This is a genomic window from Pantoea brenneri, assembly GCF_038594305.1.
Lineage (GTDB): Bacteria > Pseudomonadota > Gammaproteobacteria > Enterobacterales > Enterobacteriaceae > Pantoea > Pantoea brenneri.
In genome coordinates, this window is record NZ_JBCGBG010000001.1 from 652,055 (window position 1) to 667,532 (window position 15,478).

Here is a 15,478-nt window from a genome sequence, read left to right on the forward strand (position 1 = left end):
TCACAATCCTCCCGTACTACCTGGTACGCTCCGGTTGTTCCGCGCTGTTCGTGCCCAGACTGCCTGCAACAATTACGCCTACTGGGATAGGCTCTGACAATGAGGGGTGCTATGAACGGCTTAATGAAACTTGACCGCATCGACATCAATATCCTGGTGCAACTCCAGAAAGATGGCCGTATCAGCAACGTTAACCTCGCCGATGCGGTAGGCCTTTCCCCCAGCCCCTGTCTGCAACGGGTCAAGCGTCTGGAACAGGCGGGCTTTATCACCGGCTATGAAGCGCATATTAACCTGACGCGGATCACCGATTCGGTAACGGTATTTACCGAAGTGACTCTCTCCGGTCATCGTCGCGAAGACTTTATGAAATTCGAAAGTGCGATGCGCGACGTGGATGAACTGATGGAGTGCCATCTGATCACCGGCGGTTACGACTATTTGCTGCGCTTTATTACCCGCAGCATTGAACATTACCAGGAAGTGATTGAGAAGATGCTCGACGCACAGATCGGCATCGATAAGTACTTCAGCTATATCGTTATTAAGTCACCGATCATGAAAAGCAGCGTGCCGTTGCGATCGCTGATCGGTAAACAAAATTCGGTCGAGTTTGGTGTGTAGCGGGCGGTCTGTGATCGCTCATCCCCGCTTTCCCTCATCACCGGGGAAGGCGGGGCGGCTGCACTGTCAGTAACGATCCCGCCGCTGGTCATGACTGCGGCTTAACGGCATATTCTCCGCGTTCCTTGTTCAGATTTGCCTTCGCCAACGTGCCTGTTATTTAACCCCGCATTTCCCGTTCTGATTTCCCCCGCCAACGCGTCCGTCATTTTAGCCCTGTTTTCTGCGTCGACGCGCCACAGTGAAACTGATGGCCGGTCATGCCAGCAGCGGGAATCCGGCGCACAGCATAAAATTTCTTTCGCCGCTGAAATTCAGGCGCTACAACACCTTCTGATGCACGCTACGGTCTTAACCGTTTCGCAAACCCTTTTACACTGTTTTCAACCGATACAAGGAGTTGTCATGAGTTCATTAATCATTGCTGACCAGCACTGGCAACGTGATGCGTTCACCGTGTCCACCGCGCGCCAGCAGCTGGACCTTGACTGGATCCATCGCCAGCTGGCTGAAAAGTCCTACTGGGCGCAGGGTCAGCCGCGGGCCAAAACCGAGCGGGCGATTGCCGGATCATTGCCGTTTGGCCTCTATCACCAGCAGGCGCAGATCGGTTTCGCCCGGCTGATTACTGACTACACCCGTTTTGGCTGGCTGTGTGATGTGATGATCGATGAAAACTGGCGTGGGCACGGGCTGGGCAGCTGGCTGGCCGCCTGCGTCCGTGAACATCCCGAACTGCAAACGGTGCACCGCTGGATGCTGTCAACCCGTGATGCCCATCAGGTCTACCAGCGACTCGGCTGGCGTGTGGTGCAAGATCCGCAGACGCTGATGGAATTTCCTCCTTCCTGACTCCGGAGTTACCCTGAGATGCGATACCGCGTTGGCGTGGATATTGGCGGATCCTTTACCGATTTCGCCGTGCTTGATCAGCAAACCAATCAGATTCATACCCTCAAAGTCCTGTCGCGCCCGGATCGGCCGGGCAGCGAAATCGTCAACGGGCTGACGCAGTTTCAGCAGCGTGATGGCATTGAACCGACAGAGATTGGCTATTTTACCCACGGCACCACGGTCGGAATCAACGCGGTGATCCAGCGCCGCGGCGTTCGGCTGGCGCTGTTTGCCACCGAAGGCTTCTGCGATGTGCTGGAGCTGGCACGGCTGAAAATTCCGCATATCCATGACCTCTTCTCGCGGCGTCCCGCACCGCTGATTAGCCGCGGTCGGGTGTTTGCTATCCGCGAACGCAGCGACTGTCACGGCAACGTGCTGCAACCGGTCGATCGTCAAAGCGTGCTGGATGCGATCGCGCAGGCGCGGGCGGCGGGCTGTCAGGGCATTGTGGTTTCGCTGCTGCACAGTTACCGCAACCGGCACAATGAAGCTGCCGTTAAAGCGATTATTGACGAAGTTGCACCCGAGCTGCTGACCTCCTGTTCGGCCGATATCTGGCCGATCATTCGTGAATACGAACGCACCATCACCGCCACCATCAACGCCTATGTCCAGCCGATGGTGATCAACTACCTCGAATCGTTTGAGCAGGCGCTGCAGCGTTTCGGGGTGAAGCCCCCGCCGCGCATTACCAAATCGAATGGCGGCGTGATGGGCATTGAGCAGGCGAAACGCGAGTGCGTACAGATGGTACTCTCCGGGACCGCATCCGGAGTGATCGGGGCCAGTTATCTCGCCAGCGCCTGCGGTTTCGACAAAATTCTCAGCCTCGATATCGGCGGCACCAGTGCCGACGTGGCGGTGATTGTGGATGGCAAGGTGGCGCAGGGCAACGGCGAAATCATTGGTGATTTCCCGATCTTTATCCCGTCGGTTGCCGTGACCTCGGTCGGGCAGGGCGGCGGTTCACTGGCATGGATCGACGGCCAGGGCGTGCTGCAGATGGGACCGGACAGCGCCGGTTCGCTGCCGGGACCGGTCTGCTTCCAGCGCGGCGGGACGCAGCCTACCGCCACCGATGCCTTTGCCGCCTGCGGCATGATGGGCCACGGCGCGCTCGGCTATAACGCCGTGAGCGTAGATGTAGCCGCCGCCTGCGCGGCCTGGCAGCCACTGGCCGATGCGCTCAAGGTGACGGTGCATGAAACGGCAGAGACCGCCATCCAGCTGGCGATCTCCAGCATGTACAGCGATACCAGCGGTTTGCTGTCACGGTTTGGCCTCGACCCGCGCGAATTCTGGTTCCTCGCCTTTGGCGGCGCAGGGCCGATGATGGGCTGCTTCCTGGCACGCGAGCTGAACATGAAAGGGGTGATCGTGCCGCCCACGCCTGGTGTCCTTTCGGCGCTCGGTGGGCTGGTGGCCGACATCCGCAATGACTTTATCCGCACTCTTTACAGTGACCTGACGCCAGCGCTGGCCGACACCTTAGCCAGCGAAGCGCAGGCGTTACAGCAACGTGCCTGTGGCTGGCTGGTGCAGGAGCATGGCAGCGAGATGCCGTACCAGCTGCAATTCAGCGCGGATATGCGCTATCGCGGCCAGTCGTTTGAGATTGAAGTGCCGCTGGAGGCGACCTGGCTGACGACGGCTGACGTCACGGCGCTGCATCAGGCGTTTGATCGTCAGCATCAGCAGCTGTTCGGTCACTGTGACGCGGATGCGCCGGTGCAGCTGATCAATCTGCGGCTGGTGATCGCCTCGCCGGTGCCAAAACCAGAAATTAATCGCCTGCCAGCCGCCACCGAACCGGTCGCGGTGCTGAAGCAGGTGACGGCGTGGATTGATGGCGCGTGGCATCAGGTGGATGTGGTGCTGCGGTCGGAACTGCGCGCCGGGCATCGGCTGACCGGCCCGGTGATCGTCGCCCAGGATGATTGCACCACCTGCGTGCCGCCCGGCATGTGGGTCAAAGTCGACCCCTTTGGTAACCTGCTGATCACTGCGAGCGAGGCGTAATATGGCAATTGACGGACGTAACCTGCAAATCCTCGCCAACTACTGCGCGGCCGCCGCCGATGCGATGGCGTTTACCCTGATGCGCACCGCGCACTCGACTTTTGTCAAAGAGACTGAAGATTTCTCCTGCCAGATTGTCAGCCGCACTGGCCTGGCGTTCGCCTCACCGCGCAGCTTTGGCGCACCCTGGTACAGCGGCATCGACTATGCGCCGGTGCTGGCGCTGATTGAGGATTACGCCGAGGGCGACATCTGCATTACCAATGATGCCTACGCCGGTAACGTCGCCACCCATTCGCCCGATATCCATATCTGGAAGCCGGTGTTTCATCAGGGCGAAATTGTCTGCTTCGTGGTTGGCCACATTCATAACACCGATGTCGGAGGGGCAGTACCGGCTTCGCTGTCGCGTTCGCTGACCGATATCGTGCAGGAGGGGATCCGCATTCCGCCGCTGAAAATCGTCAGCAACGGCGAACTGAACGACGATGTGGCCCGCATCATGCGGCTCAACGTGCGGGCACCAGAGCAGAACTGGGGCGATTTCAAAGCGCAGCTGGCGTCGGTTAACGTGGGTGAGCGCAAAATTCACGACATTATTGCCCGTTTTGGCGTTGATGATTTCCTGCAGGGCATTGAAGGGATTCTCGATTACGCCGAAGCGCAGGCGCGCAGCATTATCACCACCATTCCTGACGGCGACTATTTTTATGCCGACTACGCCGATGAAGATGGCGAAGGCGGTTATCCCTGTCGCATCGCCATTACGCTGCGGGTAGAGGGCGATCGGCTGGAGCTGGACTACACCGGCAGCGATCCCCAACTGGCCTCCTCGCTGAACATGCCGACCGGCGGCCGTGAGCGGCATCCGCTGGCGCTGGTCGGCGTGACCTATGTGCTCTCTACGCTCGATCGTTCGCTGCTGCTCAACGCCGGTACGCTGCGGCCGACCCGGGCGATACTGCCGCCGGGCACGGTGATGAACTGTGAGGCACCGGCGGCGGTGGGCATGCGCTCACTGACCTGCGCGCTGTCGCAGATTGCTACCGTCGGCGTCTTCTCGCTGGCAATGCCGGACCGTCTGCCGGCTAACTCGCCCGGCGGCAACTCGATCATGAATATCCGCACCCAGACTCAAAACCGCAGCGTGGTTGCCTCGCTCGGTCCGGTCGGCGGTGGCGCAGGCGGCACGCCGCGTCATGACGGACCAGACGGCTCGGGTGGCCTCTCCGCCTTCCTGAAAAATACCCCGATTGAGATTAATGAAGCGGAAGTACCGATTCGTTTTCACCGCTATGGACTGGCCCAGGACAGCGCCGGTGCAGGCCAGTATCGCGGCGGATTAGCCACCGAAATGGCATTCGAAGTTTTCTCGCCCAATACCACTATTACCGCACGTAACCGCAACCGGTCGGTATTTGCCTCCGCCGGCGTGGTCGGCGGGCAGAGCGGGGCGCTGTCGCACTTCCGCACTCTGCGTGACGGCAGAGTGATTAACCACGGCAATACCGATGTGATCAGCGCAGAGCCGGGCGACGTGGTGGAAGTGCGCGGGCCGGGCGCAGGCGGTTATGGTTTGCCGTCACAGCGCGACCCGCAAGCGGTGCTACAGGATGTGCGCTGCGGCTTTCTCAGCCTTAACGCGGCCCGGCAACAGTATGGCGTGGCGATAGTGGATGATCAGCTGGATCTGCAGGAGACAGCCCGGTTGCGCGCCGCGATGCCACAGCAAGCGAGCCAGCATTTTGAGCACGGCGCGGCGCGTCAGCGCTTTGAATCGCTCTGGACAGCGCAGCGGTATCACTTGCTTACGGTTTTTCTTGCCGCAGCGCCGGTCAGCTGGCGGCACTTCCTGAAAACCCAGGTATTCCGCGCGGTGGAAGAAATAGGCGAAACGGCGGATATGGCGCAAATATTCAGTGATTTGCGTCAGCGATACCCGGCAATGGCGAACAACTAACGGCAATGCGGCATCGTCTACTACGCTTTAAGTCTGCAAGGACAACCAAGGGAAACGCGACGATGAGCATGAAAACCAGTGATTTTTTTGTCCAGCGCCTGAAAGAATGGGGCGTCACCCGGATTTACGGCTACCCTGGCGACGGTATTAACGGCGTGCTGGGGGCGATTCAGCGCGCCAATGAGAAGGGTGATGGCATCGAATTTATTCAGGTGCGCCACGAGGAAATGGCCGCATTTATGGCGGCCGGTCACGCCAAGTTCACCGGTGAAATGGGTGTTTGCCTGTCAACCGGCGGGCCTGGCGCAACCCATCTGCTGACCGGTCTGTATGACGCCAAAATGGACCATGCGCCGGTGCTGGCGATTGCCGGTCAGGCGGAAGCCACGGCCCGGGGAGCCAGCTATCAGCAGGAGATGAATCTGGATCGCATCTTCTCGGACGTGGCGAATTTCGTCCAGGAAGCGGCCGCGCCTGCTCAGGTTCGTCACCTGATCGATCGCGGCGTGCGTATTGCGAAGGCCCAGAACGGCGTCGCGGTGGTGATCATCCCCAAAGATATCCAGGATGAAGAGTGGCAGGCGCCGCAGCATCTGCACGGCTTCACCCATTCGGGCAGCGGCTATCAGCGGCCGAAAGTGGTTCCGTATGAAGCGGATCTGCAACGGGCTGCCGACATACTGAACGCCGGTAAAAAAGTGGCGATTCTGATTGGTGCCGGCGCGCGCAACGCCGCGGTTGAGGTGGTGCAGGCCGCCAACGTGCTGGGTGCCGGCGTGGCGAAAGCGCTGCTGGGCAAAGATGTGCTGCCGGACGACGCGCCGTTTGTTACCGGATCGATTGGCCTGCTCGGTACCAAACCCTCGTCAGATTTAATGAAAAACTGCGATACCCTGTTGATGATTGGCAGCGGCTTCCCGTGGACCGAATTTTTGCCGGAAGAGGGCAAGGCGCGGGCGGTACAGATCGATATCGATCCGGCGATGCTCGGCCTGCGCTATCCCTGTGAAGTCAACCTGCATGGCGATGCCGCCGAAACCCTGCGCGCGCTGCTGCCGTTGCTGGAGCATAAGCAGGATCGAAGCTGGCAGGAAGATATTGCGGTTCAGGTACGTGACTGGTGGACGCTGATGGAAGAGCGAGCAATGGCACCGGCGAATCCGGTCAATCCGCAGCGCGTCGTGTGGGAGATGTCACCACAGCTGCCGGACAATGCGATTGTCACCTCTGACTCCGGCTCGTGCGCCAACTGGTTTGCCCGCGATTATCGGGTCAAACAGGGACAGCGCGCCTCGCTCTCCGGCGGGCTGGCCTGTATGGGTGCCGCTGTGCCTTACGCCATCGCGGCTAAGTTTGCTCACCCGGAAAAACCGGTGGTGGCGCTGGTCGGTGATGGCGCAATGCAGATGAATAACATGGCGGAGCTGATCACCATTCAGAAATACTGGCAACAGTGGGCCGACCCGCGTCTGATCGTCTGCGTGTTCAACAATCAGGATCTTAATCAGGTGACCTGGGAACAGCGGGTGATGGAAGGCAATCCGCGCTTTGACGCTTCGCAGCAGCTGCCGGATGTAAAATACGCCGAGTTTGCTGAGTCGCTGGGATTAACTGGCATTTTTGTCGACAACCCTGACGATCTGGCTGCCGCCTGGCAGCGTGCGTTGAGCGCCGACCGCCCGGTGTTGCTGGAGGTGAAAACCGATCCGGAAGTCGCTCCGCTGCCGCCGCACATCACATTTAAGCAGGCAAAAGCCTTTATGGCGTCGATGGCGAAAGGTGACCGTGGCGCGGCGCAAATCATCAGTGATACCGCCAGTCAGCTGTTGCATAAAAAGCATTAAGGGTTAAGCCGGGCCATGTTGCGCCGCTACCCTTACGCTTTTCTCCCCGGGCGCACTCGCGTCCGGGTATTCCCCCTTCTTCAGCATAACTAACGGGAGTCTTACCATGACTACTGATACAAGCCCTGTCTGGTTTATTTCGGGATGCTCTACCGGTTTTGGTCGCGAACTGGCGCAGCAGACTATCGCGCGCGGTTTCCGGGTGGTGGTCACGGCACGTGACACCGCGAAAGTCGCCGATCTGGTTGAAGGGCATGACAATGCGCTGGCGGTGGCGCTGGATGTCACTCAGCAATCCAGCATCGATCAGGCGGTGCAGGCAGCGCTGAATGCGTTCGGCACCATTGATGTTCTGGTGAATAATGCCGGTTATGGCTACCAGAGTTCGGTGGAAGAGGGTGAGGAGCAGGAGATCCGCGCTCAGTTCGATGCCAACGTATTCGGTCTGTTTGCCCTGACCCGGGCAGTGCTGCCGGCGATGCGCAAGGCGCGCAGCGGGCACATCATTAACATCACCTCAGTGGCGGGCTTTATCGGCTTTGCCAGCTCCGGTTACTACTCGGCCAGCAAGCATGCGGTGGAAGGCTGGTCCGACTCGCTGGCACAGGAAGCGGGTCCGCTGGGTATTCACATCACCTGCGTCGAGCCGGGTCCATTCCGCACCGACTGGGCCGGCCGCTCGCTGCATCAGACCCCAAGCACCTTGCCGGAATATGCTGATACCGCTGCCGCCCGGATGAAAGCTACCGCCGAATACAGCGGCACTCAGAAAGGCGATCCTGCCCGTGCCGCTCAGGCGATGATTGCGATTACCGAACATGATAATCCGCCACGTCATCTGGTAATGGGCGCATGGGGCTATGAGGCAGTCACCAGTAAGCTCAAAGAACGTCTGGCGCAGATTGAAGCGTGGAAACAGACGTCGGTGGACACCGATTTTCCTGAGTAGGTGACTGTAATGCGGATGGCGGGAAGTCGTCAGAATGTGGAATTGAATCCGAAGCCGGTAAAACAGAAAGGCCCGGATAACGGGCCTTTCACCGCGAAGCGCGAGCCTAAATTTCCTGCGTTTCGCGCACCTGCAGCTCTTGCAACTTGCGGCGCACCAGGGCAGAGGAGGAGCGTTTTTTCGCCTGAGCTAACTGGGCTTTAATGGCGGGCAGATCGGGTCTGGCCATCCACTCAGCAATCAACAGTGCCTTTAACTCCCGGTTCCCGACCTCAGTCGGATCCAAAGCGGTGGTATCATCGTGTTTATCGTAATACGACATAACAAGCTCTCCCTGTAGTCACTATTTTATAAGCCTGGAAAAATTCCGGGATTAAAGGTTGCGGTGCTTTCTTCGGCAACCCTGTTCGGCGATTGTAGCGTAGTTCATTTTTTAACCCAAGCATGGCATCGTAAATCTCCTCCAGGGGTGTCGGACGATTGCGGTCAACGATCTCTCCTGACGCGGCCTGGAAAACAAAACCGCCAATACAGCAGCTTTCATGGTGTGCAATTAACGCCAGTACTACGTTCTTTAAAACGACAGCACTGCCCAATCCGGCAAGGCTAATGTGGCGAAAATCACCCAGGCACTCCAGACCATCGAATACGTCAAAACAGACCTCAGCCAGGCCGTTAACCGGAAAGGAGATGCCTTGTGGCATCCGATATCCGATACGAGTAAAGATATGTTCATCAATCAGGTTGCCAGCGATAACGGTGTAAGACTTATTACCGGCAACAAACACGTAGCTGTGATGAACCCGCCGGTCGAAAATGAATCTTTTTCGCCTGATGTCGTAGTGTTCGAGAAAAACCTCTTCGTCTATGCGCACTTATCATCCCTGCATGCAGCCTGTAAATCCTTAAGCCGTTAAGCCGCGATTTTTCAGTAGCTGCCCGGACTCGTCAAACACCCATATGAAAATTAGGGTTATCCATTCCAGAGTGATAGTCGCTGTTGCTGCGCATCGACCTTATTTTGCGACCCTTGCCGCACTTCATCTCAGCAATGCGCCCCGTTATCGCGCATCCGTGCGCTATCGCCGTGCTGAAAAAATCCGCCCCCGCATCCGTTAGTGGTCTCAGGCCATCATAAGAATTCGATCTTGTATCCCAGTCCGTATCCCGTCTGGCATCCCCGTTTCAGACCGGTCCGTTCACCGCTTTCTGGCACGCTTCCTGCACTTACTCATCAGCGATGTTACTGGCGAGGTAGACCATGTTTGACTCCTTATTAGATGAAGATGCGACCACCCTGGCGGCGATGATCCGCAGCGGTGACGTTTCGGCCAGCGAACTGACTCAGGCCGCGCTGGCGCGTATGGCGCGGCGGGAGCCTGACATTCAGGCGTTTTGTACGCCGACGCCGGATCGGGCGCTGGCACAGGCAAAAGCACTGGATGCCCGCAGGGCGCGCGGTGAAACGCTGGGTGCGCTGGCAGGCGTGCCGCTGGCGGTAAAGGATTTGATCTGCACCGCCAGCGTACGTACCACCTCGGGTTCGGCTGCATATCAGGATTTTATTCCTGACGACGACGATATTACGGTCGAGCGACTGCTGGCAGCCGATGCCATTCTGCTGGGCAAAACCACCGCGCCGGAGTTTGGTTATAGCGGCGTCGGACACAATCCTCTGTTCCCGTCGCCCCGCAATCCGTGGGATCTGACGAAGACACCTGGCGGCTCCAGTGCCGGATCGGGCGCGGCAGTGGCGGCGCGGCTCTGTCCGATCGCCCTTGGCAGTGATGGCGGCGGCTCGGTGCGCATTCCGGCGGCTCACTGCGGCATTTACGGGTTCAAAGCCTCAATGGGACGCGTCCCGCTGTGGCCCGGCTGTCGCGATGAACGTTATCCGGGCGTCTCGAGCTGGGAATCGCTGGAGCACATTGGCCCGATGACGCGCACGGTACGCGACGCCGCCTTGATGATGTCGCTGATGGCTGGCCCGGATATGCGCGATCGCCACTCGATTCCCTGTAGCGACGTTGACTGGCTGGGCGCGCCCGATCAGCCGGTCGAAAAACTGCGCATCGCCTTTAGCGCCGATTTTGGCTACGTGGCGGTCGATCCTGAGGTCCGCGCCGTGGTCAGTGGCGCCGCGCAGCGTTTTGCGGCGGAAATCGGCGCAGAGCTGGAGCTGGCCGATCCTGGTTTCAGCGATCCCTCGGCGGCATTTGGTGCGCTGGTGGCGATGGAAAGCGATCTTAGTGGGATGCGCAGGATGATGGAGCAGCAGGGCGATCGGATGTCGCCGCACCTGGTCGCCATGCTACAGCGCGACTGGCGGGCCGAAACCTTTACCGACGCCATCACCACCCGCAAAGCGGTCAGCAATAGCCTGTGGCGTTTTATGCAGCGCTACGATCTGCTGATCACCCCGACGCTGGCGGTGCCGCCGTTCGCGCTCGGTATGCAGGGGCCGGAAATCATCGATGGCCGCATGGTACGCAGCGATCACTGGCTGTCGTTCTGCTTCCCGTTCAACTTCACCGGCCAGCCAGCGGCCTCGGTGCCGGCCGGTTTCACCGCCAGTGGCCTGCCGGTGGGACTGCAAATTGTCGGACGGCATCTTGATGATGCTTTAGTGCTGGCTGCCAGCGCGGCTTTCGAGCGCATTCAGCCGTGGAACCACCTCCAACCTGGAATCGCCCAATGAAAAACGCCTCTGCACCTGCATTAGAACAGGAATTTGAACATCAGCCGGTGCCGCTAACGCACCGTCACTCCACCCGTTCCGTCTCGGCAGTCTGGTTCGGCTTTCCGATGATCCTGACCAATGCGCTATTCGGCGGCATCATCACCTGGCACCTGGGCTTCTGGCCGGCGCTGATCGCCATTCTGCTCGGTAATCTGGTGCTGTTCGCCTACGTCGGCGCGCTGAGCTGGTACGCCGGTAACAGCGGGATGAACTTTGCCTTACAGGCGCGCCGCACTTTTGGCAGTAAAGGTTACATTCTGGTCTCCGGCTTTCTCTCGACCGTGGTGATTGGCTGGTACGCGTTTCAGACCGGGCTGACCGGCACGGTAATTAATCAGACCTTTGGCTGGAATGCGCTGGCGGTTACCGCCTTTGCCATGGTGCTTTATACCGCCATTACCTTTCTCGGGGTGCGTGCGCTGTCGGTACTGGGGATGATCGCCGCGCCGCTGTTTGTGGTGCTGGGCGGGGTGGCGCTCTGGCTGATTAGCCAGCAGCATGATTTCACAACCGTCACCCACTGGCAGGGCAGCGCCAGTGCGGCGGGCGCGATGAGTATGGGTACCGCCGTCACCATGGTGGTAGCTGGCTTTGCCGACTCCGGCACCATGACCGCCGACTTTACCCGCTGGTCGAAAAATGGCCGTTCCGCGGTGATCGCCGCATTCTCAGCCTTTCCGGTGGCGAATGTGATCTCCTATCTGTTTGGGGTGGTGATCGTCGCGGTCGGCGCGGCGGTCGATCCGCTGACCAATGGCGGCAACTTTCTGCCGATGCTGATGGGACACAGCGCCTTTTTATCGGTAGTGGCCTGCCTGTTCGTGTTCATCAACCTCGGCTCGGTCTGCACCCACTGCCTGTATAACGGCGCAGTGGGTTTCAGCCATCTGTTCAGCAGCAAAATGCGCCTCTGGACGCTGATTCTGGGCGCGATTGGCGGGGCGCTGGCGCTGGCCGGCGTCTGGTCTTACTTCCTTGAATGGCTGAGTCTGCTGGGGATTGTGGTGCCGCCGTTTGGCGCAGTGATGATTGTTGATCTGATTTTTATGGCGAAAATCAGCGAGCAGCGACCGTCACAGCGTTTTCGCGCTACCGCCTTTGCGGCCTGGGCGATCGGCAGCCTGTGCGCGGTCATCGCTCATCTGGCCTTTCCGCAATTTGGTGAGGCGGTGATTGGCCTGGTGACCGCCGCCCTCAGTTACAGCCTGATTAGCCGGGCGCGTGCGCCGCAGCCGGTGATGGAGAATAAAAATGCCTGATTACAGCGTCAACTCTGTGCCTTACGCCTGGCCGTTTGACGGCGGTTTCAGCCCGGCCGATACCGCGCTGGTGGTGATTGATATGCAAACTGACTTTTGCGGCGTTGGCGGCTACGTCGATACTATGGGTTACGATGTGGCGCTGACCCGTGCCCCGATTGCGCCGTTGCAGCAGGTGCTGGCGGCGATGCGCGCCCGACAGTTTCCGATCATCCATACCCGCGAAGGGCATCGGCCGGACCTCAGCGATTTGCCGGCCAATAAGCACTGGCGATCGCGACGGATGAAGGCGGGCATCGGTGATGCCGGGCCGTGCGGTCGTATTCTGGTACGAGGCGAACCCGGCTGGGAGATTATCCCGGAACTGGCGCCGCTACCGGGCGAGGTGGTGATTGATAAACCGGGCAAAGGTTCGTTTTACGCCACCGATCTGGAGTTGATCCTGCGCAGCCGCAACATCCGCAATCTGATCCTCAGCGGCATCACCACTGATGTTTGCGTGCACACCACGCTGCGTGAAGCCAACGATCGCGGATTTGAATGTCTGGTGCTGTCTGACTGCTGCGCCGCCACCGAGCGGCGACATCATGAAGCGGCGCTGAGTATGATCCACATGCAGGGCGGGATTTTTGGCGCGGTTGCCAGTTCGGCTGCCTTGCTGGATAGCCTCGGTGGATAACCCACAGCGGCCCGCAGTCGGTCAGCTCTGCCGCGCATCGCGCTGTGGGCTGGCCTCAACCAGACTGGCAAGCTGATCGACCGGAACCGCGTGACTGAACAGATAACCCTGTAGCTGATTACAGCCCGCATCTGCCAGCGCTGACATCTGGCCTGGCGTCTCAACGCCTTCGGCGGTCACCATCAGGCCCATCGCATGTCCCAGCTTAACCACTGACTCAATAATGGCGACCGAATTCTCCGCTACGCCCAGCGACTGCGTAAACGAGCGGTCAATTTTGATCTTATCGACCGGGAAGTGGCTGAGATAGTTCAGGCTTGAGTAGCCGGTACCAAAATCATCCAGCGCGATGCGGAAACCCGCCTCGCGTAGCGCGATAATGATGGCGCGCGCCTCTTGCTCATCTTCGATCAACACTCCTTCGGTGATCTCCAGCTCAATCCACATCGGATCGCCGCCGTGCTGCCGGACAATTTCAGTCATCCGTTCAACAAAGCCGGTGGCACGAAACTGCACCGGCGAGACGTTGACCGCCACCATCAGGCCGGGAAAACGCTGCTGGGTGGCGCAGGCTTCCGCCAGCACCCACTCTCCGAGCGGAATAATCAGCCCGGTCTCTTCGGCAATCGCAATAAATTCGCCGGGCACCACCAGGCCACGGGTCGGATGATGCCAGCGCAGCAGCGCCTCGACGCCGACCATCTGCTGACCGCCAATGTCCATCAGCGGCTGATACCAGACTTCCAGCCCCTGCTGGCGTTGCAGCGCGCTGCGCAGGTCAGCGGCGATGGTCTGACGGGTACGTACCGACTCATCCATCGCCCGTTCAAACTGTCGATATTTGCCGCGTCCGCCGCTTTTGGCTTCGTACAGCGCAATGTCCGCTTTGCGCATTAATTCCAGCCGATCAACGCCATCTTTGGGGGCCAGCGCCAGACCGATGCTGGCACCGCTCCAGACCTCACTGCCAAACAGCGTAAACGGCTGGCTGAGCTGGTCGATGATGCGCTGCGCCAGCCCCTGCGCCTGGGAAAGCATCTCTACTTCTGGCATCACCACGATAAACTCATCGCCGCCGATCCGCCCGACGGTATCGCTGGCGCGCACCATCCGGCTCAGGCGCTGCGCCACGGCAATGATCAGCTCGTCACCGGCATGATGGCCATGGGTATCGTTGATCGCTTTAAAACGATCCAGATCGATCAGCAGCAGCGCCACCCGCTGATCGTGACGCGTGGCCAGCGCCAGAGCCTGAGTCAGACGATCTTCTACCAGCGCACGATTGGGCAGACCGGTCAGCACATCGTGAAACGCCAGATGCTGCGCCTGCGCCTCAGACGCGCCCAGCTTCAGCATCGACTGCGACAGAGTGATCGACGAGGTCCAGAGGCGACGCACCATATACAGGCAGAGCAGGGAGATCGCCAGCACCGCCAGACCGGTTGACGGGCCGATCGTGCGCAACATCTGCGCGCCGGGACGGGCTGGCACCCAGTTGAGGTAGCCGACCGCATCACCGGATTGCGCAATCAGCAGGTAGCGCGCTTCGGTTCCGGGCTGCGGCGTCCCGTTGGAGAAGTGCAGTCCTTTTAGCTGGTTGCGTTCGGCCAGGCTGGCCAGATAGCCATCGTCGAGGAACTTAAGGCTGACCAGCCGGAAGCGCGGCAGGGCATCACTGTCGCGCTGAATATTACCGACCGCCAGCGCGGCTGCACGACCAGCTAAGCGGGCATAATCGACCTTATCCTCACGGCCCCGACTCTGAACCACCGGGCTTTGCAGGATGTCGTTAATCAGTGTGGCTTCCTGCTGTGGCGCGACCGGCTGGCCATCACGCCATACCCTGACAATCTGGTTTTGCGGGTCCAGCACCAGAATCAGCTGATGGCCAAACATCTCAAACAGCCAGTTGCCAATGTTCTCATCCAGCCAGCCCGGCGCGGTATCCTGATCCAGCAGATACTGCTGAAGCGGCCGCCAGCGCGACAGGCTGCGTAGCTGGCGCAGATGTTCGTCCAGGCTCTGGGAGAAAGAGGCTTCAATCATCCGCTGCTGCTGTTGCCGGGCCTCGGCGTTGGTCAGCGAGGTGCCAATGAACAACGCTGTGCCCGCGCCGCCAAAGGTCAGCAGCAGAATCGCCACCAGCGGCACTAGCACTTCACGCAGAAAACTGCGGCGGAAATCGCCAGAAAGTTTAAGGCTGTTTATCATTTTTATTTTTTCTCTGCAGCAGGAGTACAGCTTAAAAACTAGCAGACGGTAACGGGTCTTCCACACAAACCTTCACGCACAGTGAAGCCGGCGATGGTTTTTGCGGTGAAGGTGAGGGAAGCAGGAGCAGCTGTGACAGAAAGGAAAAGATGGCTTGAGGGGATTTAATCCAGTCAGGCTTATGGGTGATGGGTTTTTTGATGTGCCCCACATCACCCAAATTCACCTCTCCTTCACTCCTCCGTCACGGTTCTGTCATCTGATCCGGTCAAGGTAATGCCATCCCGCAGTGACTT

Annotated in this window: 12 protein-coding genes; 9 read left to right on the top strand and 3 right to left on the bottom strand. The window is 59.4% G+C overall.

What is annotated here, in order from left to right; genetic code table 11:
- The first annotated feature begins 111 nt into the window (after positions 1–111).
- The 6 genes from AABB92_RS02865 (at position 112) to AABB92_RS02890 (ending at position 8,293) form a co-directional block, all read left to right on the top strand.
- Complete coding sequence (locus tag AABB92_RS02865; RefSeq protein ID WP_031377062.1) at positions 112–624, top strand: Lrp/AsnC family transcriptional regulator; 513 nt, start codon at positions 112–114, stop codon at positions 622–624.
- 405 nt (positions 625–1,029) lie between these two features.
- Positions 1,030–1,476: a GNAT family N-acetyltransferase gene (locus tag AABB92_RS02870; RefSeq protein WP_031377063.1), complete on the top strand. Its 447-nt coding sequence runs from the start codon at positions 1,030–1,032 to the stop codon at positions 1,474–1,476.
- Between the two features lie 18 nt (positions 1,477–1,494).
- The gene (locus tag AABB92_RS02875; protein WP_046288238.1) at positions 1,495–3,540 is read left to right on the top strand and encodes a hydantoinase/oxoprolinase family protein; all 2,046 of its coding nucleotides are present in this window, start codon (positions 1,495–1,497) and stop codon (positions 3,538–3,540) included.
- Position 3,541: 1 nt separating this feature from the next.
- Positions 3,542–5,500 carry a hydantoinase B/oxoprolinase family protein gene (locus AABB92_RS02880; RefSeq protein ID WP_031377799.1) on the top strand — a complete coding sequence of 653 codons (1,959 nt, stop codon included), beginning with the start codon at positions 3,542–3,544 and terminating at the stop codon, positions 5,498–5,500.
- 62 nt (positions 5,501–5,562) lie between these two features.
- Positions 5,563–7,344, top strand: coding sequence for a thiamine pyrophosphate-requiring protein (locus AABB92_RS02885; RefSeq protein ID WP_031377800.1), 1,782 nt, complete (start codon positions 5,563–5,565; stop codon positions 7,342–7,344).
- Positions 7,345–7,450: 106 nt separating this feature from the next.
- Positions 7,451–8,293 (top strand): oxidoreductase, encoded by an 843-nt coding sequence (locus tag AABB92_RS02890; RefSeq protein ID WP_031377801.1) that lies wholly within the window; start codon positions 7,451–7,453, stop codon positions 8,291–8,293.
- A 106-nt stretch (positions 8,294–8,399) separates the two neighbouring features.
- On the opposite strand, the gene AABB92_RS02895 is transcribed toward AABB92_RS02890, so the two are convergent.
- Both AABB92_RS02895 and AABB92_RS02900 read right to left on the bottom strand, forming a co-directional pair.
- On the bottom strand, positions 8,400–8,615 hold the full coding sequence (locus AABB92_RS02895; protein WP_031377802.1) for a hypothetical protein: 216 nt from the start codon (positions 8,613–8,615) through the stop codon (positions 8,400–8,402).
- Positions 8,599–9,168: a hypothetical protein gene (locus AABB92_RS02900; RefSeq protein ID WP_031377803.1), complete on the bottom strand. Its 570-nt coding sequence runs from the start codon at positions 9,166–9,168 to the stop codon at positions 8,599–8,601. The genes AABB92_RS02895 and AABB92_RS02900 overlap by 17 nt, the downstream gene beginning before the upstream one ends.
- 386 nt (positions 9,169–9,554) lie before the next feature.
- Here AABB92_RS02900 and AABB92_RS02905 point away from each other — a divergent pair, with 386 nt between their 5' ends.
- From AABB92_RS02905 to biuH, 3 genes are read left to right on the top strand one after another with little or no spacing between them, the layout of a single operon-like run.
- Positions 9,555–10,991, top strand: coding sequence for an amidase (locus AABB92_RS02905; protein ID WP_046288239.1), 1,437 nt, complete (start codon positions 9,555–9,557; stop codon positions 10,989–10,991).
- Positions 10,988–12,292 carry a purine-cytosine permease family protein gene (locus tag AABB92_RS02910; protein ID WP_046288240.1) on the top strand — a complete coding sequence of 435 codons (1,305 nt, stop codon included), beginning with the start codon at positions 10,988–10,990 and terminating at the stop codon, positions 12,290–12,292. Before AABB92_RS02905 ends, AABB92_RS02910 begins: the two co-directional genes overlap by 4 nt.
- Positions 12,285–12,971, top strand: coding sequence for a biuret amidohydrolase (gene biuH, locus AABB92_RS02915; RefSeq protein WP_046288241.1), 687 nt, complete (start codon positions 12,285–12,287; stop codon positions 12,969–12,971). The genes AABB92_RS02910 and biuH overlap by 8 nt, the downstream gene beginning before the upstream one ends.
- 21 nt (positions 12,972–12,992) lie before the next feature.
- Here the strand turns inward: biuH and AABB92_RS02920 are convergent, their stop codons facing one another.
- A complete protein-coding gene (locus tag AABB92_RS02920; RefSeq protein WP_031377903.1) occupies positions 12,993–15,182 on the bottom strand; it encodes a putative bifunctional diguanylate cyclase/phosphodiesterase in 2,190 nt (729 codons plus the stop codon).
- Positions 15,183–15,478 lie beyond the last annotated feature (296 nt).